We start from the raw sequence: 17,008 nt of genomic DNA, 5'->3' as shown, positions 1-17,008 counted from the left end.
AATTTTTTTGCCACGAATTCACGAATTATTTTTTGATAATCTTTGAGAATAAAAATTCGTGAATTCGTGGCTATTAAAAAATCATTATTTTTATAAAAAAACTCTGAAAATGGAACTAAGCTATTGGGAACTTAAAAACTGGTTTACGAATGTAGATTACACAATTGTGGGCAGCGGAATTGTTGGTCTTCATACTGCATTACGCTTACGCGAAAGATTTCCTGCTGCTAAAATTTTGGTTCTCGAACGCGGAATGCTGCCACAAGGAGCGAGTACAAAAAATGCTGGTTTTGCTTGTTTCGGAAGTCTTTCTGAAATTATGGATGACTTAAAAACGCATTCAGAAGAAGATGTTGTGGCACTTATAGAAAAACGTTGGAAAGGTTTGCAATTGCTTCGAAAAAGGTTGGGAGATCAAGCAATCGATTTTAAGCCTCATGGTGGATATGAATTGTTTTTGAAAGAAGATGAATTTGGTTTTAACGAATGCGTTTCTAAAATTCCGTTTATTAATGAAGTTTTGAAACCACTTTTTAAAGCCGACGTTTTTTCGAAAGAAGTAGACCGTTTCGGATTTCAAAATATTCACGAGTATTTAATTTTTAATCCGTTTGAAGCACAGATTGATACGGGAAACATGATGCAGGAATTGCTGAGACAATCTGTTTCAGAAAACATTTTAATTTTGAATCAACAAACCGTAACTTCTTATGCAGAAACAGGAAATTATGTTGAAGTGGTTTTAAATGATTTTAGTTTTAAAACACAAAAACTGCTTTTTGCAACCAATGGTTTTGCAGGTTCTTTGACAAACGGAGCAGTAAAACCGGCAAGAGCTCAAGTTTTAATAACTGAACCAATTCACAATTTAGATATTAAAGGAACGTTTCATTTAGACCGCGGTTATTATTATTTCAGAAATATAGGCGATCGAATTTTATTTGGCGGAGGAAGAAATCTTGATTTTGAAGGTGAAACCACAACCGAATTTGGGCAGACGAAAATTATTCAAAATAAATTGGAAGATTTACTGAAAAATGTAATTTTACCAAATCAGGATTTTCAGATTGCACACCGTTGGAGTGGCATTATGGGAGTCGGAAATAGTAAAAATCCTGTTGTGAGTCAATTGTCTGAAAACGTGTTTTGTGGAGTGCGTTTAGGCGGAATGGGAGTGGCAATAGGAAGTTTAATAGGAACAGAATTAGCAGATTTAATATAATGGCAACAACCAAAAAACCAGCACCAAAAAAAACAACCGCAAGCAAACCAAAACCTAAAACATCTTCGAAGAAAGGAAATCGCACTTTTGGCGAAAAAGTAAAATGGTTCTTTATTAAAGCTGCTTTATGGTTTTTTGGAATTTCTATTGGCTCGGTTATATTTTTTAAATATGTTCCTGTACCGTTTACGCCCTTAATGCTCATCCGTGCCATTGAAAATAAAATGGCTGGAAAAGAAGTTTATTTTGACCACGATTGGGAACCGATTGATAAAATCTCAATGAATTTGCAAAAAGCTGTAATCGCAAGTGAAGATGGAACTTTCCTTACTCACAATGGTTTCGATTTTAAAGCACTTCAAAAAGCATATAAAAGTAACGAACGCGGACGCAGAATTCGTGGTGGAAGCACCATTTCGCAACAAACAGCCAAAAATGTATTTTTATGGCAAGGTAAAAGTTATTTCCGTAAAGGACTTGAAGCGTATTTTACCGTTTTAATTGAAATTATCTGGGGTAAAGAACGCATCATGGAAGTATATTTGAACAGCATTGAAATGGGTGATGGAGTTTACGGCGCTTATGCCGCAACCGAACATTGGTACCGACGAGATGCTTCAAGTTTAACGCCAATGCAGGCCGCGGGAATTGCAGCGATATTACCGAACCCTAGAAAATTCAAAGCTACAGGTTCTTCAAGTTATATTAACAGAAGAAAAGAACGAATTGTACGCGAAATGCGTTACGTCGGAAAAATCAATTATGATGGAAAAGAAGAAAAGAAAAAGTAAAAAACTGCTTTTTGCTTTTCTGATTTTGACTGTAACGTTAACTTTTGGACAAGGAAAAAAAACAGAAATTGGTTTTATATCAGATAATGATTTGTACACATCGTCTAAGTACGATATGTATTATACCAATGGTCTGGAACTTTTTTACCGGTTTTTATCTAAAAACGATAATCCAAAAATCAATAAAAAAATTACCGAATTTAGAATCGGGCAATATCTTTATAATCCGAGGTTTATAAACAAAGAAGCTGTAACGGTAAACGACCGTCCTTTTGCAGGCTATCTTTTTGCCGAAGCCGGAAAAAGCTTTTTTTATCAGAGCGAATCGGTTCTAAAAACCGATTTTCAAATCGGTTTTCTGGGACCAAATGCTTTTGGTGAGGAGTTGCAGGAAGGTTTTCATAAACTTATTGGCTACAAAAAAGTATATGGCTGGGAAAATCAGATTCATAATGCTTTGGGAGTTCAAGCGCATGCAATGTATTCAAAAAAAATGTTTGTGTCTAAACACAGCGACTTTGTAGATCTTCATTGGCAATCAGAAGGTGATTTAGGAACTATCTTTTCAGGAGTTTCAACAGGATTTATGGCGAGATTTGGTTTCAAAAAATTGCTTCCAATTTACGATTCTAATATGCATAATGCTTCAATAAATGCAAATGCACAGCCAAATATTAGAGAGTTTTATTTCTATGCGGCGCCAAGCGTCAATTATCAGTTTTATGATGCTACAATTGAAGGAAGCATGTTTAATGATACAAGTCCAGTAACTTTCGATTTGGAACCACTTCGTTTCAATGCCGAAGCTGGTTTAAAATACCGACACAATAACTTCAACATATCTTATTCCTTTCTTTATCGCGGAAGAGAATTGAATGATCCAGGAATTGATACTAATTCGGGGTATTTTTATGGGTCGATAAGGATGGGGTTTTTGCTTAAATAATAACCATATCTGGGAGTATGAGTCGATTTATATATAAAATATTATCCTTAATTTTTGCAATTTTTTTTATTTATTGTATGGTGCAATTTATTAGTACTAATGCCTTTCAAATTAGATATTTTAGAGGTTATACAGATATAAAACTTGTATCAATTAGAATACTTATTCTTTTAGTAAGTTTGCTTTTGGCATCAGTTTTTTTACTTATTGATAGGAATAAAAACAAATGATATTTTTAAAAGAAATTGCTTATTTTTTCTGATTGAATGAAAAGAATAATAAATGAAAATACTCATTGATACCAATATATTTCTTGACTTTTATCGTTCTAGCGGTACATCAATTCACGTTTTTAGTACTCTGATTGAAAATATTGATCAATTTTATAACAAAAAAGCCATTTCCGGAAAACAGAAACGGCTTTTTCGTTATAATAAATTGAAAGGCTTATTTTCTCTTCAAAATTTTTTAAATTTCGAAGATTGGTCTTAATGACGATTGTCGCATTGAATATTAATTTCTTCATTTGATTTGTCGATTACCGAAATACTCGGACAGCCAAAAGAAACATATTCGAAACCAAAAACAACTTCGGGTTTATTTTTAAAAAGTTTTCCTGTCCATTGGTCAATAGAATTCTCTCCATTTTCATAATTTAATGGAGAAGGAGATGTGCCTTCGCTTTGGCTAAAAAGTTTTTCGATTATAACATCTTTGGTTTTAGAATTAACGACTAAAAGGCGTCTGCCATAAATTGTTTTATTGCTGTCCAGGTAGTCTTGTAAAAAATACTCATAACTATCTGTTTTGTAAAAATACGTATTACCTGTTACTGTGCTCTTTAGCAAAGCTCGGTCATCATTTTTCAATGGTTTTGACGGATAATCCTTTTTTGCGATTTTTTTCCATGAAATGGGTTTCATACGTTCTTTCGAAAACGGATTTTCTTTGCCTACATAAACCAAAGCATCTCTATAATATTCGCTGAATCCGTTTAAATATTTTTTATTGATTTCGAAACCAATCATAAAATCATAATTATGATAAGGCCAATCTTCTTCAGAAGAATATCCGTTTAACATTGCAGCAGTTTTCAGATTTTTTACGGCAAAAGAAATCAGTTTGTTTTTGGCATAATCGTAAACAAATAATGAATCGGTTTCAGAGATGTTAGTTTTAGACAAAAATCTTTTTCTATAGCTTTTATCGAATGTAAAATATTGCGCATCATATTTTCCTATTTTTTCTATGTTGGGCAGAACGAGCGTATCTTTTTCGTCGTTAACAGGATAAATGTCCGAAAGAGAAACAAAAGCAACATCACTGCTGTCTTTTGGAATAACATTAAATAGATAAATGCTTTCTTTTTTTGAAGTTTCTTCGGCTTGAAGAGTATCAGTTTCAGTTTCTGCATGTTCAGTTACTTCAGGGAGTGTGGTTGTTGTGGTATTTTCTTTTTTATTGCAAGCAGATAATAGAATTAAAAAAGTGGTTGATAAAAAGAACGCTCTTGTTGTCATTATTTAAATTTGATTTCGGGTTTCGCTATGTACGAAAGTACTTTAATTTGTTTGAATTAGAAAATCAAAAGTGTAGTGGCTAGATATGTTTTAAAAGCTATTTTTGTCTTTTTTCTTATAAATAAAAGAAAGGTTTTTCGTAATATTTGACGCGATTAACAATTTAAGAGCGAGCATTGGTTACAATTTTTTTATTGCAATAATATTTCCAGTGTTTTTATTAAAAGTTATGGTTTTGTTTGGTCCGCCGTAAAAGAGAGTCAAAGTCAGTGTGCTATCGGTTTCGTTTTTAAAAATAATATCTTTCGCCGCTCTGATTTTAATGTCGAGATTATCGTTCAAAAGCTCCGAATCGGTGCATTTTATAATTCTTTTTTCAAATAATCCTTTCTTTTCAATTACTTCCAGCCATGGACGACCCATCGCGCTGTAGCCCACTATTTGCGCTCTGTATTTTTCATTCAAATCTTTGTTTTGGTACAAACCCAATGATGTGCTTGAAAGCAATAAGGCGAAAAAAGGCATCATCATGGCCATAATGCTTATCGCAAATGTTATTGTTATTGCTGCCAAAAGAAGTTTTGCCATTAGGTTTTTCCAAAAGGTAATTATAATTGCAAAACTGCTTATCAGCCAAAGCCATGATAAAATTACATCGCTATAATAACCGCGAAGACTAATTTCTTTAAAGTAATATAAAAGGCAATCAAGTACAAAAAGTGCACAAATAATAAAATAGATTCGTAAAAGTATTTTTTTGCCCGAACTCATAACTTTCTTAGAATATAGTTTAAAGTAAATACTGTAACGATAGATAGTATTAAAATAGGGAAGAAAGAAAAATGAAGTGTATACATTACTTCTTCTTTAAAAAGATAAGTACTCCAAGAAGATTCACGGTCTACAAAAATGGTATAATTCCAGAAAAACCATATTAAGATTAACAATAGTAATTGAAGTGTAACTTTTAGATTGCTGTTTTTAATTAAAGAAAAAGGCAGAAAAATTATCGATAAGAAAACAGTAGAAAACAAAGTCATTAAATAAGTATCGTCAAAAAAAGAACAATCTAAACAAGCGCTCGATAGTTTATTAGAAAAACTGCCCATTGCCCAATAGATTTCTATTAAAGTAAAGACAAAAAGTATAACTGCAACTATAAGAGGTTTTTTTATGAATGAGAATATCTTGTGTTTTACGGGTTGATTCATTTTGTAACGTTTGATGAGCTATTAAAAATATTGTATTCTGAACTTTGCCTTACGCAAAAATAGAAAACGTTTTTTTAAAGAAATATCTTTCAAAAAATATTATTGTGCCAAAATTAATTTTATGAAAAGATGAAATACTTAACTGTTTGATAACATGAAAGATATTTTTGATTATTTACCTTTAATTAAAAATTAAATTATGGATATCAATTGGAATATAATAGCGATTGTAGCAATACTGGTAATTATTCTTGTTGTGCTAACAATCAGAAAAAATCAGCGAGAGAAAAAGAAATTGGAAAAATTGCTAAACAATGATTTTAAAAAAGCTGAGAAAAAGAGAGTTGATGCAGATGATGCTGCTAATGAGAAATAATTGAAAGTCGAAAATATTGACGTAAAAAACGAGTGAAATATCTGATAAATGTGAGGATAAATAGTATATTAGGGCTCTTAAAAATCGAGCAATATGAAGAGAAAACTACTCAAATTACTACTAGTTTTTACCATTTTATTTCAACTTACTATGATTAGCTGTTCTTCAGATGAAGCACCTGTAGACCCAGAAGTTGTAGTTCCTGTAGACCCAAAACCTGTAGATCCCAAGCCCGTTCTCCCTAAGTCGGAAATGATGAAGCCTGCCATTGTAAATATTAGTTTTTCTAAAACTTCTAAAAGCAGTGAAACTCGAAAACGACTTATTCGATCTACTAAATTTGCTCAAAATTACATGGGCAAAATTTATCAGTATAAACTTGATAGGGATGCAGCTATATATAAAGATCTGCCTTCAGAAAATTTATACGATACAGTAGAAACGGCTTTAAATATAAAAACAGAAAGAGATTATGAACTTGTCTATAAGTACAATAATTTGGGACAGCTTATTAAAATTGAAGCAGATAAAGTCTATACAAACAATGGAAATACCAATACACCCGAAGTATTTAGTTTCACATATAATGAAAATGGTTCGTTAAATGAAATGATCTCATCCTATGCATATGGTAGTAGTTATACATATAACAGCAAGGGATTGATCGATAAACGAATTGAAAAGGACGGTTTTGTAAGTTATAAATATTTTTATGATGAACAAGACAGAATTCTTGACGTTTATTTTTATATACATGATGCTCTTCAAATGCATTATAAATATACTTATCCAGATGATAAAACTTATATTAAAGGTTGGTATAGTGTTAATGTAGATCAAACCGAAACTTTAACGAGTTATGTCGTTTATGCTTTTGATCCTGCTAAAGCTGGAGTTTATAATAAAGAACCCTATTACAGATTGGATAATCAATATCTGCATGTAACAAAAATTTCTGCTAGTATTTTATCTAATGGAACATGGCAGGTACAATTTGAAGTGGTGCCGAAATATTTTTATGATGAAGAAGGTTATTTAATAAAGTATGATGCAGCAGGACTCAATTATACGACAGATATTACTGTTTTTGAATATGAATAAGATTGATTTTTAATCATATAAAAACCCTTGTAAAATAAAAATTTACAAGGGTTTTATGTTTTTAGTGGAGAATACCGGATTCGAACCGGTCACCCCTTGCCTGCCAGGCAAGTACTCTAGCCAAATGAGCTAATCCCCCAAATGCGTTAACAAATAAAGTCAATTAATTCTCAAAAAACAAATTTCGAGAAGTTTCGGATGAATTATTTTCAAAAGCGTAACTTTACCTTTAAATGTAATTTTTATGAGCCTAGAAAATACAAACGGAAGTTTAGAAACTTCTTTTCAAAATACGATTGCGACTGTGCAATTTGGTCATCCAGCAAGTAATTCTTTTCCGCGTGAATTGTTAAACAGACTTACAGCTGAAATTAATTCTTTAAGCAGAAATGAAGAAGTTTCGGTCATTATTTTAAAAAGCGAAGGAGAAAAAACGTTTTGTTCGGGAGCTTCTTTTGATGAACTTTTGAAAGTTGAAAATGAAGAACAAGGTGTAGAATTCTTTTCGGGTTTTGCACATTTACTGAATGCCATGCGAAATTGCAATAAAATTATAATCGGACGTGTACAGGGAAAGGCTGTTGGAGGCGGTGTCGGAATTATTTCGGCTTGCGATTATGTTTTTGCAACTTCTCAAAGCGATATTAAATTATCTGAATTAGCGATCGGAATTGGTCCTTTTGTAATAGAACCAGCTGTTTCTCGTAAAATAGGAAAAACAGCAATGACTGAAATGACTCTAGCTGCTTACGAGTGGAAATCGGCAGATTGGGCTTTTGAAAAAGGTCTTTTTTCTGTTTTATGTGAAGCTGAAAATCTGGATACTAAGGTTGAAAGTTTTGCTCAAAAACTGAGTTCTTATAATCCTGAAGCGCTTTACGAAATGAAAAAGATTATTTGGGAAGGAACAGAGCAATGGGAATCTCTTTTGTTTGAACGTGCAGCGATTACAGGCAAACTTGTTTTGTCTGATTTCACTAAAAACGCTTTGCTGCAGTTTAAAAAATAAGGTATTATATAAGTCATTGGTTTTAGATAAAATAGGAACATAGTTTTGCAAAAGGTTTTAAAATCAAATTTTCACTATATAAATTATTGAACATGACAATTATTTCGTTAATGCAAAAAGTTGACATTGCAGAGAAAATTAAAGATGCTCCAGACAGCGGTTATCAAATTGGTGTTGTCATTGGATCTTTCATTCCGTTTCTAGTTTTGGGCGGAATTGCTTTGTGGATGTATCTTAGAGCTAAAAAAAGAGCTAAAAACGGCAATTAATTTGTAAATTTGCAAGCTTAAAATTAAAAATCGATGAGTAATATCAGAATTACAAAACAATTTAGTTTCGAAACCGGTCACGCTTTGTACGGTTACGACGGAAAATGCAAGAACGTTCACGGACACAGTTATAAATTATCGGTAACAGTTATTGGTTCGCCAATTACTGACCGATCGAATGTAAAGTTCGGAATGGTGATTGACTTTTCTGATCTAAAGAAAATTGTAAAAGAAGAAATCGTCGATCAATTTGATCATGCTACGGTTTTTAATCAGACCACACCGCATATCGAATTGGCAAATGAATTGAAAAATCGCGGTCATCATGTGATTTTGGTCGATTATCAGCCAACAAGCGAAAATATGGTGGTTGATTTTGCTGAAAGAATTAAAAGCCGTCTACCAGAAGGAATTATTCTTTTCTCACTAAAACTTCAGGAAACAGAATCGTCTTTTGCAGAATGGTATGCAAGCGACAATATCTAAAATTCCTTTTTTTTTAAATTCCAAATTCCCAAACTCTTCGACTTCGCTCAGAGAGACAAAAGTCTAAAGTTCAAAGAAGTCTAGTAATCTAAAACTCTAAATGAAAAAAATATATTTTGCTTCAGATCAGCATTTTGGTGCGCCAAGTCCAGAATTGAGTTTACCGCGCGAAAAGAAATTCGTGGCGTGGCTTGATGAGGTAAAGGAAGATGCCGAAGCAATTTTTTTATTGGGAGATTTATTTGATTTTTGGTTTGAATATAAAACGGTTGTTCCGAAAGGTTTTGTTCGGATTTTAGGTAAGCTGGCCGAAATTCGCGACAGCGGAATCCCAGTTTATTTTTTTGTTGGAAATCATGATTTGTGGATGAATGATTATTTTGAAACCGAATTGAATATTCCAGTTTATCACGATAATAAAGAATTTACTTTTAACGGAAAAACGTTCCTAATTGGTCATGGAGACGGAAAAGGGCCTGGCGATAAAGGCTATAAAAGAATGAAAAAGGTATTTACAAATCCGTTTTCAAAATGGCTTTTCCGATGGTTGCATCCAGATGTTGGTGTAAGTTTGGCTCAATATTTATCAGTAAAAAATAAACTGATTTCTGGTGACGAAGATGTGAAGTTTTTAGGGGAAGAAAACGAATGGCTTGTTTTATATGCCAAACGAAAACTAGAAACCAAACATTACAATTATTTCATTTTCGGTCACCGCCATTTACCTATGATTATTCCCGTTGGAGAGAACTCAGAATATGTAAATCTTGGCGACTGGATCGGTTATTTTACTTACGGTGTTTTCGACGGTGAAAAATTCGAGCTTAAAAAATTCGAAAAGTAGTTTAGGCGAAAGTCAAAAGTCGAAAGTTGAAAAGGGCAAGTATTATTATTGAACTTAATTCAAAGTCCCTTGTCAAAAAAAATAAAACAAAATTTTTATTTTGTGTTCGTTGGGTAAATTCCGATTTTATGCGTTCGCAGAATATATTCAGAAAGTTGTTTGCTGTTTGAAAGCTGAAATTTAATTGCTCCAGATGCTTTTTTCGGCATATGGCATTCTACACAATTGCTGGCCAATAACTTCTCAGACATTGTTTTTAAAGTGGTTTCTTTGTGCTTTAAGCCTTGATGGCAGCTCATACAGATCTTAGAATACGAAACCATGTTTTTAGAAGCATTTTCATGAGGATTATGGCAGGTAATGCAATCCATTTTATCGCTTTTTATAAAACATTTACTTTGTGCCATCAATCGATACTGATTGCCATGAACATCAAATTTCGCCGTATCGGTAATGCTTCTCGTTTCACGAAAGAATTCTGATAAATTATCTCCAGGTTTATACTCAAAACGGGATTTTAATTTCATGCCATCATTTCCTGCATGGCATAAAGCGCAAGCGTCTAACTTCTGTTGTCTGTTTAAGGCTTTAAAACTCGTGATGCTATTGGCAACTTTTACGTTTGGATTTTTAAGATGGAACTCAACATGTCTTTTAGCAGGACCGTGGCAACGTTCGCAATCAATTCCGTAAACAATAGTTTTTTTATTAATTACATCTTCAATGTCCATTGACATGAAATTTTTTTCTGCAGAGCTCTGATCAACCGTTCGGGAACTAATGTTAGAACTATGACAGGCATAGCAATCTTTTACTACCATACGGCCAAAATAGGGCTTGTCGGCAGGAAAGCCTGGACTTGTTGCCCAATTGTTTATAGAATGATAAAAAGAAACCGGAAGTTCGTAAGTATTGTTGTTTTTCCAATAAACAGAGGTTTGAGCATGTTTGGTTCCAAAAACAATTTCAAATTTATACTTTGAAACTTCCTTGTTGTTTTTATAAACAACTTGATACAAGCTGTCTCCATGTTTTTCCATGACCAATTTGGTCTCTTTATCATAAATGAAAGTATGGTTTTTAGAATCGAAATCGCCAGAAACATTTCCTAAAATTGCTGGAGCAGTCGCCTTAAAATGCGAACTTTTTAATGCCATTTCAGATTGCACTTTATGACATTGCACACAGCTTTCAGAACCTGCATAATCAGTTCCGCGCGGATCAATATATTCTTCAGATTTATTGTTGCATCCGACAATGAAAATTGTCGCAAGAATAGTAGTAAGTAGAAATACAGCTTTTTTCATTGCTGTAAATATACTTTTTTTTGAGTTGAATCAAAATATATTTCAATAATGAAAGAATGCTGTTAAAATATTTGGAATATTTCTTAATTCATGCCAACTCCATAAATATATTCATCCAGTTCAATTTTAAATAAAGAACCTTCGACCAAATCTTTAATAGATTTTAATTCAGTCATATTTACAGCTAGGTCTATAGAATTGCAAGGTGTTTTCAATAAAAATTTATGGCAGGAATATTTCATTTCGCATGCTTCACAACAAGCATTTTCTATCATGCTATCTTCAATCAAATCGCAAAAATGATTTAATTCCTGAACGGTAAAATAAAAACCAGTTTCTTTAAAAACCAATTGTACTTTATCTGAAATTGTAGTGTTGTGATCTTTCCAGTAAAAAGCAATTCCAAAGTTATTGTGATATATTTGTTCAATTTCTCTCATCGTAAATCCTTTTATTTCAACAAATATAAATATTATTTATATTAATTCTAAATAAAAAAATCATAAAAAAGAATAAAATTTTTCATTTTATTGGCACATCGTGTTGAGGTAAAAAGTCAGGCTTTGTCCGCTTTTAAACCAATTTGCCATATTTTTTTCTCTGTAAAAACTATTTTCGGTGACAGATGCAGATGTAGAAATAGAGAAGAATTTACTTTTTTCATTGGTTTTTATGCTTTCAATCCATTGAATTGTCACAGCAATATCTCCCATTTCTTTATCTAGATAAATATCGTAAGGTTTTAAATCGACTGTAAACAATCCAAGTTTGTTGTCTTTTACTTCAAAAATAATGTCTTTTTCAATTAAGATTTTGGAAGGAAGCCCATTTTCAACTTTATAAAAATTCAATCTGAATTTAACCGATTTAAATTCGTTTGAGGTAATGTTGAAATTAAAGGTCTCTACTTTGCAGTCTTTCTTGATTCTAAATTCCATTCCTCTTTCGCGGCTTAGATAATCGTCGACTGTTTTGTCAAATGCATAGAAAAAATTAGAATGCATAAGGCCAAGTCCTTTTGAACTTCTGCCGAATTGTTTTGGTTTAGGTTTTTTGAAAGAGACCACAACTTCCTTCAAAGAATTTTCAGAAGGAATCATTTCAATAATATTATGGTCAGAATTTAATTGATTGACCAATATTTTTTTGATTTCAAAGCCAATATGAGAAAAGACAATTGTATCGTTAGGATTTACTTTTTCATTAAGTTTTAAAACGAAAATTCCTTTAGAATTTGAAACAGTTCCCACATTTTTATTAGCGATACCGATATTTACATAATCGAGTTCCTCGTTGTTTTGTATGTTTTTTAGTTTACCTGAAATAGTAGATTCTTGAGCAAAAATGGTAGATGTAAAAACAATAGAAAATAAAAATGTGGTATATTTCATTTGCTTGATTTTTAGAATAAAGAAATGAAATAAGATTAAAAATGGATACTATTTTATCCAATTTTTAACATAATAAAATGCAACGATTTAAAAGTTTTGCAAGCCAAGGAAGTTTTAATTCATTCCAGAGCCGTAAATATATTCATTAAGATGAAGTCGAAATAATGAGCCATCAACCAAGTCCTTTATAGAATCTAATTCCTTCGGTGATATTTCTAAATCTATAGCAACATAGGGAGTTTTCAATAAAAATTTATCGAAGGCGCGTTTAACACCACGAGTATCATAATCATTGTGGTCGGTTACGCAGTCTTCAATTAAATCGTGAAATTCATTTAATTCTTGAACCGAAAAATAAAATCCCATTTGTTTAAAAAGCAACTGAATTTTATCTGATATAACTTCGTTGCCTTCTTTCCAATAAAATGAAATTCCAAAATCGTTTCGGTATATCTGCTCGATGTCTTTCATGGCAATTTTTTTAGGCTACAAAGATACATACTCTTTGTATTAATACTTGACTAAGAAAAGCATAAAAAAAAGCTAAAAACCAATATTACTATTTGATTTTTAGCTATTTATAAAGTGTTTCTGATTTTGTTTTTTACGAAATTTTATTTCTTAATAAGATTATTTCAGCCAATTTTTTAGCTTAAAAATAAATGCTGCCTGTTGGTCAACAAATAAATAATGCGAGCAATTATCAAGGAAAGCGAAGTGTTTTTCTCCAGTTATTGCTTTAAGAGAATTAATTTGTGCCGATGAAAAAATACCGTCATCTTTTCCGTAGATTCCATAAATAGGAACTCCAGCAGTTTTGATTTTCTTTAAAACAGGACGTGTATCAATATTATTTTGTTTTTCATTTTGATAAAAAACTAAAGGCGCATTTTTATTTCGAATGTTAGTTTTATAAAATTCGCCAGATTCATAATCTGCATATAGTTTTTTAGATTCTGCTGTTGGATTTGGCATTTTAAAAAAGTCATTTTCTCCCGCAAGGTCATAACATCCTTTTCTGTATTCAGCTGAATTTTTATTTAGATTCTCAGCAATACCGATTTTTTTTAATTGTTCAGAATTGTTGCTGTACTTTTTCTTCAGCGTGTTTAGAATATGGTCGTAAGTTTCCTGTTGTGAAAATAAAGCACCAGCGAGAACCAAAGCGCTTACATTTTGCGGATATTTATTTGTATAAAGTGTCGCCACCAAGCCGCCAAAACTATGACCTAGAATAATAGCTTTCTTTAAATTATATTTTTTATAAAGGGAATTCAAATCCTGAAAAGCTTCTTCAAAAGTGAATTTTGCATTAGGATCTGCAGATCTTCCTTCTCCTCTTCGGTCGTAAGCTATAACATAAAAGCCTTGATCGGCTAGTTTTTGAGCCGTTGTTCCCTCAAATAAGGTTGCATTGCCACTTGGTCCTCCGTGAATAAAAATTATGGGTTTGTTCTTTTCATTTCCGTAAGTTTTGACATAAAGATTTTGCCCTTTGACGAAAAAGGAAAACACGAGAAAAAAAGAAAGAAGAAATGACTTCATCTATTCTAATTTATGATGTTCATCCATATCTCTTTTCAAATCTAAGTTTCTAAATGTTGGCGATTTTAATGCAGTGAAAATTACAGTTAAGAGTGTAACACTTCCTCCAAAAACAACCGATGTTACAGCGCCCATCATTTTGGCAGTCGCACCACTTTCAAAAGCACCTAATTCATTAGAAGATCCAACAAAAATTGAATTTACAGCACCAACACGCCCGCGCATGTGATCTGGAGTTTTAAGCTGTAAAATCGTCTGACGGATAACTACTGAAATTCCATCAGCCAACCCGCTTAGGAATAAAGCAAAAACAGAAAGCCAGAAATAAGTAGAAAGACCAAATAAAATGATCGACAATCCGAAAACAAAGATGGCGATTAGAAGTTTCTTTCCTGCATTTTTATATAAAGGCACATAAGCAGAAACAATCATTGTAATAAAAGCACCCACGGCAGGAGCGGCTCTTAAAATTCCGAAGCCTTCAGAACCTACTTTTAAGATGTCTTGGGCAAAAACTGGTAATAATGCAACGGCTCCTCCAAAAAGTACGGCGATCATATCAAGTGATAATGCACCAAGAACAATTTTGTTTTTAAATACAAAAGTTAAACCTTCTGTAAGACTGTCTTTAATAGATTCGCCAATCTTTGGATTGATGATTGGTTTTTTACTGATTTGCGATAAAGCAATTAAGGAAAGAATCGAGAATCCGAAAACGAGACACATTGACCAGTGAACGCCAATCCAGTTGATTGAGAATCCCGCCAATGCAGGCCCCATAACGGCTCCAATCTGCCAAACCGAACTGCTCCAAGTTGCAGCATTTGGATATACTTTTTTAGGAATAATTAAAGATAAAAGTGAGAAGATAGTTGGTCCCATAAAAGAACGAACGATTCCTCCAAAAAATACTAAAGCATAAATGGAATACAAGATTACATTTGAAGACCAACCGCCAACAATTTTTGGCCAAGTCAATAAAAATAGCCCAAAACTGATTACTGAAAATCCTAAAATACATTTTACCAATAATCCTTTCTTTTCTCTTTGGTCTACAATATGTCCTGCAAACAAAGCCATTCCGACGGCAGGAATTACTTCCATTAAACCAATAATTCCTAGCGAAAGCGGGTTTTTAGTTAAGCTGTAAACTTCCCATTCGATTACAATAAATTGCATTGACCAGGCAAAAACCATTGCAAAACGCAATAATAAAAATACGTTGAATTCTCTATAACGAAGTGCCTGATACGGATCAGGTTTATTGGATTTAATTTCTTCCATCTGTTCTAATATCTTTCAGCATGAGCTGAGTTGAAATGTTGCCGTTCCATTCATTTTCGGCAATGCAATATGCCAATTGAAACGGATTTTGATTTTTTACAATGTTTAATTTTTTTCCTAAGCCAAAACCTATTGCCGCGATTCCGTCGGAGTTGTTTTGTTTGGCAAAAAGCCTTAAATGTTCTTCTTCTGCACCCAAAGTTTTTGCATAACCTGTATCAATCGCATTTTCAGTCATAAATACAGGCGTCATATTTTGTGGGCCGAAAGGTTCAAATTGTTTTAAAATTCGAATTAATTTAGGTGTTATATCAGAGAAATTGATTTCGGCATCGATCTCAATTTCTGGCGTAAGCATTTCGGGCAAGATCGTTTCAGAAACTTGTTTCTCAAAAGCGTCTTTAAAGGTCTGATAATTTTCTGCTTTTAAAGTCATTCCTGCAGCGTACATGTGGCCTCCAAATTGTTCCAAATGTTCGGCGCAGGCATCTAAGGCATTATAAACATCAAATCCTTTTACAGATCGGGCAGAGGCCGCATATTTATCGCCACTTTTTGTGAAAACTAAAGTTGGTCGGTAATAGGTTTCTATTAATCTCGAAGCGACAATTCCGATTACACCTTTGTGCCAATCTTCTTGAAAAACAACGGTCGAAAAACGTTCTTCTTCGTTATTTTCTATAATTTGCTGAAAAGCTTCTTTGGTGATTTTTTTATCTAAATCTTTTCGGTCGGCATTGTATTGTTCAATTTCTAACGCGAATTGCTGTGCTTGTTCAAAATTAAATTCGGTCAATAATTCTACGGCATGATTTCCGTGTTTGATTCGTCCTGCCGCATTAATTCGGGGCGAAATGATAAAAACAACGTCAGTAATATCGAGAACTTTCTTTTTTACTTGATGTGTTAAAGCTTTAATTCCGGGTCTTGGCTCGCTATTAATAACTTTCAATCCAAAATAAGCCAAAACACGATTTTCTCCCGTTATCGGAACAATATCGGCAGCAATTGCGGTAGCCACTAAATCTAAATACGGAACTAAATCTTCAATAGTTTCATTTCGATTCTGACCCAAAGCCTGAATCAATTTAAAACCAACTCCGCAACCGCACAGTTCATCGTAAGGGTAGGAGCAGTCTTCTCTTTTGGGATCTAAAACTGCAACAGCATCAGGGAGAAATTCTCCTGGACGGTGGTGATCGCAAACAATAAAATCGATGTTTTTTGCTTTCGCGTAAGCGATATGATCAATCGATTTGATGCCGCAATCGAGAGCAATAATTAAAGAAATTCCGTTGTCGTCTGCGTAATCAATTCCTTTATAGGAGATTCCGTAACCTTCGTCATAACGATCCGGAATGTACGTAGCAATATGAGGATAATGAGATTTTAAATACGAAGAAACTAATGAAACCGCTGTAGTTCCGTCTACATCATAATCGCCAAATACTAAAATGTTTTCTCCATTTTTGATGGCTTGTTCGATTCTCGCAACGGCTTTATCCATATCTTTCATCAAATATGGATCGTGCAAATGTTCTAATGACGGACGAAAGAAATTCTTTGCTTCTTCAAAAGTTTCAATGCCACGTTGAATAAGTAATGTTGCTACAAAATCTTCTACATTTAAGGCTTGTGCCAGATGCTTGATTTTATCTTCAGAAGGTTTTGGTTTCAATGTCCAACGCATGGTTGATTTTGGATTT

Annotated in this window: 20 protein-coding genes and 1 tRNA gene; 10 read left to right on the top strand and 11 right to left on the bottom strand. The window is 33.1% G+C overall.

All coding sequences use genetic code 11. The annotated features are described in order from the left end of the window. The first annotated feature begins 109 nt into the window (after nt 1–109). From DM397_RS10290 to DM397_RS10275, 4 genes are all read left to right on the top strand, one after another. Nucleotides 110–1,222 carry an NAD(P)/FAD-dependent oxidoreductase gene (locus tag DM397_RS10290; protein ID WP_111377453.1) on the top strand — a complete coding sequence of 371 codons (1,113 nt, stop codon included), beginning with the start codon at nt 110–112 and terminating at the stop codon, nt 1,220–1,222. Continuing rightward, nucleotides 1,222–2,013, top strand: coding sequence for a monofunctional biosynthetic peptidoglycan transglycosylase (gene mtgA, locus DM397_RS10285; protein WP_111377452.1), 792 nt, complete (start codon nt 1,222–1,224; stop codon nt 2,011–2,013). Before DM397_RS10290 ends, mtgA begins: the two co-directional genes overlap by 1 nt. After that, nucleotides 1,988–2,959, top strand: a complete 972-nt coding sequence (locus tag DM397_RS10280; protein ID WP_111377451.1) for a lipid A deacylase LpxR family protein — start codon at nt 1,988–1,990, stop codon at nt 2,957–2,959. The genes mtgA and DM397_RS10280 overlap by 26 nt, the downstream gene beginning before the upstream one ends. Before the next feature lie 282 nt (nt 2,960–3,241). Further along, entirely contained in the window at nt 3,242–3,451 is a 210-nt protein-coding gene (locus DM397_RS10275; protein WP_111377450.1) for a hypothetical protein, read from the top strand. On the opposite strand, the gene DM397_RS10270 is transcribed toward DM397_RS10275, so the two are convergent. From DM397_RS10270 to DM397_RS10260, 3 genes are all read right to left on the bottom strand, one after another. Continuing rightward, nucleotides 3,448–4,479, bottom strand: coding sequence for an oxidoreductase (locus DM397_RS10270; protein ID WP_111377449.1), 1,032 nt, complete (start codon nt 4,477–4,479; stop codon nt 3,448–3,450). The genes DM397_RS10275 and DM397_RS10270 overlap by 4 nt on opposite strands. Nucleotides 4,480–4,659: 180 nt before the next feature. Continuing rightward, nucleotides 4,660–5,067 carry a hypothetical protein gene (locus tag DM397_RS10265; RefSeq protein WP_239457835.1) on the bottom strand — a complete coding sequence of 136 codons (408 nt, stop codon included), beginning with the start codon at nt 5,065–5,067 and terminating at the stop codon, nt 4,660–4,662. Nucleotides 5,068–5,246: 179 nt separating this feature from the next. After that, nucleotides 5,247–5,690 (bottom strand): hypothetical protein, encoded by a 444-nt coding sequence (locus DM397_RS10260; RefSeq protein ID WP_111377447.1) that lies wholly within the window; start codon nt 5,688–5,690, stop codon nt 5,247–5,249. A gap of 199 nt (nt 5,691–5,889) precedes the next feature. Between DM397_RS10260 and DM397_RS23915 the strand changes: the two genes are divergently transcribed. Both DM397_RS23915 and DM397_RS10255 read left to right on the top strand, forming a co-directional pair. Next, the gene (locus tag DM397_RS23915) at nt 5,890–6,066 is read left to right on the top strand and encodes a hypothetical protein (protein WP_008465182.1); all 177 of its coding nucleotides are present in this window, start codon (nt 5,890–5,892) and stop codon (nt 6,064–6,066) included. A gap of 93 nt (nt 6,067–6,159) precedes the next feature. Continuing rightward, the gene (locus tag DM397_RS10255; RefSeq protein WP_142479089.1) at nt 6,160–7,167 is read left to right on the top strand and encodes a hypothetical protein; all 1,008 of its coding nucleotides are present in this window, start codon (nt 6,160–6,162) and stop codon (nt 7,165–7,167) included. Between the two features lie 65 nt (nt 7,168–7,232). Here DM397_RS10255 and DM397_RS10250 read toward each other — a convergent pair. Beyond that, nucleotides 7,233–7,306, bottom strand: a tRNA-Ala gene (locus tag DM397_RS10250). Between the two features lie 105 nt (nt 7,307–7,411). On the opposite strand from DM397_RS10250, the gene DM397_RS10245 reads away from it, so the two are divergent. From DM397_RS10245 to DM397_RS10235, 4 genes are all read left to right on the top strand, one after another. Next, nucleotides 7,412–8,176: an enoyl-CoA hydratase/isomerase family protein gene (locus DM397_RS10245; protein WP_111377445.1), complete on the top strand. Its 765-nt coding sequence runs from the start codon at nt 7,412–7,414 to the stop codon at nt 8,174–8,176. Between the two features lie 92 nt (nt 8,177–8,268). After that, nucleotides 8,269–8,445, top strand: a complete 177-nt coding sequence (locus DM397_RS23910) for a hypothetical protein (RefSeq protein WP_167511651.1) — start codon at nt 8,269–8,271, stop codon at nt 8,443–8,445. Nucleotides 8,446–8,478: 33 nt separating this feature from the next. Beyond that, nucleotides 8,479–8,931, top strand: a complete 453-nt coding sequence (locus DM397_RS10240) for a 6-pyruvoyl trahydropterin synthase family protein (RefSeq protein ID WP_111377444.1) — start codon at nt 8,479–8,481, stop codon at nt 8,929–8,931. A 100-nt stretch (nt 8,932–9,031) separates the two neighbouring features. Continuing rightward, complete coding sequence (locus tag DM397_RS10235) at nt 9,032–9,775, top strand: UDP-2,3-diacylglucosamine diphosphatase (protein WP_111377443.1); 744 nt, start codon at nt 9,032–9,034, stop codon at nt 9,773–9,775. A gap of 95 nt (nt 9,776–9,870) precedes the next feature. Here the strand turns inward: DM397_RS10235 and DM397_RS10230 are convergent, their stop codons facing one another. The 7 genes from DM397_RS10230 to recJ form a co-directional block, all read right to left on the bottom strand. After that, the gene (locus DM397_RS10230) at nt 9,871–11,082 is read right to left on the bottom strand and encodes a cytochrome c3 family protein (RefSeq protein WP_111377442.1); all 1,212 of its coding nucleotides are present in this window, start codon (nt 11,080–11,082) and stop codon (nt 9,871–9,873) included. Between the two features lie 83 nt (nt 11,083–11,165). Beyond that, nucleotides 11,166–11,522 carry a hypothetical protein gene (locus tag DM397_RS10225; protein WP_111377441.1) on the bottom strand — a complete coding sequence of 119 codons (357 nt, stop codon included), beginning with the start codon at nt 11,520–11,522 and terminating at the stop codon, nt 11,166–11,168. A gap of 87 nt (nt 11,523–11,609) precedes the next feature. After that, the gene (locus tag DM397_RS10220; RefSeq protein WP_111377440.1) at nt 11,610–12,473 is read right to left on the bottom strand and encodes a carboxypeptidase-like regulatory domain-containing protein; all 864 of its coding nucleotides are present in this window, start codon (nt 12,471–12,473) and stop codon (nt 11,610–11,612) included. A 114-nt stretch (nt 12,474–12,587) separates the two neighbouring features. After that, the gene (locus DM397_RS10215) at nt 12,588–12,944 is read right to left on the bottom strand and encodes a hypothetical protein (RefSeq protein ID WP_111377439.1); all 357 of its coding nucleotides are present in this window, start codon (nt 12,942–12,944) and stop codon (nt 12,588–12,590) included. A 159-nt stretch (nt 12,945–13,103) separates the two neighbouring features. Then, nucleotides 13,104–14,018 carry an alpha/beta fold hydrolase gene (locus DM397_RS10210; protein WP_111377438.1) on the bottom strand — a complete coding sequence of 305 codons (915 nt, stop codon included), beginning with the start codon at nt 14,016–14,018 and terminating at the stop codon, nt 13,104–13,106. Then, nucleotides 14,019–15,302, bottom strand: a complete 1,284-nt coding sequence (locus DM397_RS10205) for an MFS transporter (RefSeq protein WP_111377437.1) — start codon at nt 15,300–15,302, stop codon at nt 14,019–14,021. It abuts the gene before it with no gap. Beyond that, nucleotides 15,289–16,992 carry a single-stranded-DNA-specific exonuclease RecJ gene (gene recJ / locus DM397_RS10200; protein ID WP_111377436.1) on the bottom strand — a complete coding sequence of 568 codons (1,704 nt, stop codon included), beginning with the start codon at nt 16,990–16,992 and terminating at the stop codon, nt 15,289–15,291. The genes DM397_RS10205 and recJ overlap by 14 nt, the downstream gene beginning before the upstream one ends. Nucleotides 16,993–17,008: the final 16 nt, after the last annotated feature.

It is taken from the genome of Flavobacterium nitrogenifigens (genome assembly GCF_003254565.1).
Taxonomy (GTDB): domain Bacteria; phylum Bacteroidota; class Bacteroidia; order Flavobacteriales; family Flavobacteriaceae; genus Flavobacterium; species Flavobacterium nitrogenifigens.
The sequence above is the reverse complement of the archived record's forward strand: the minus strand, read 5'-3'. Positions and strand labels throughout refer to the sequence as shown.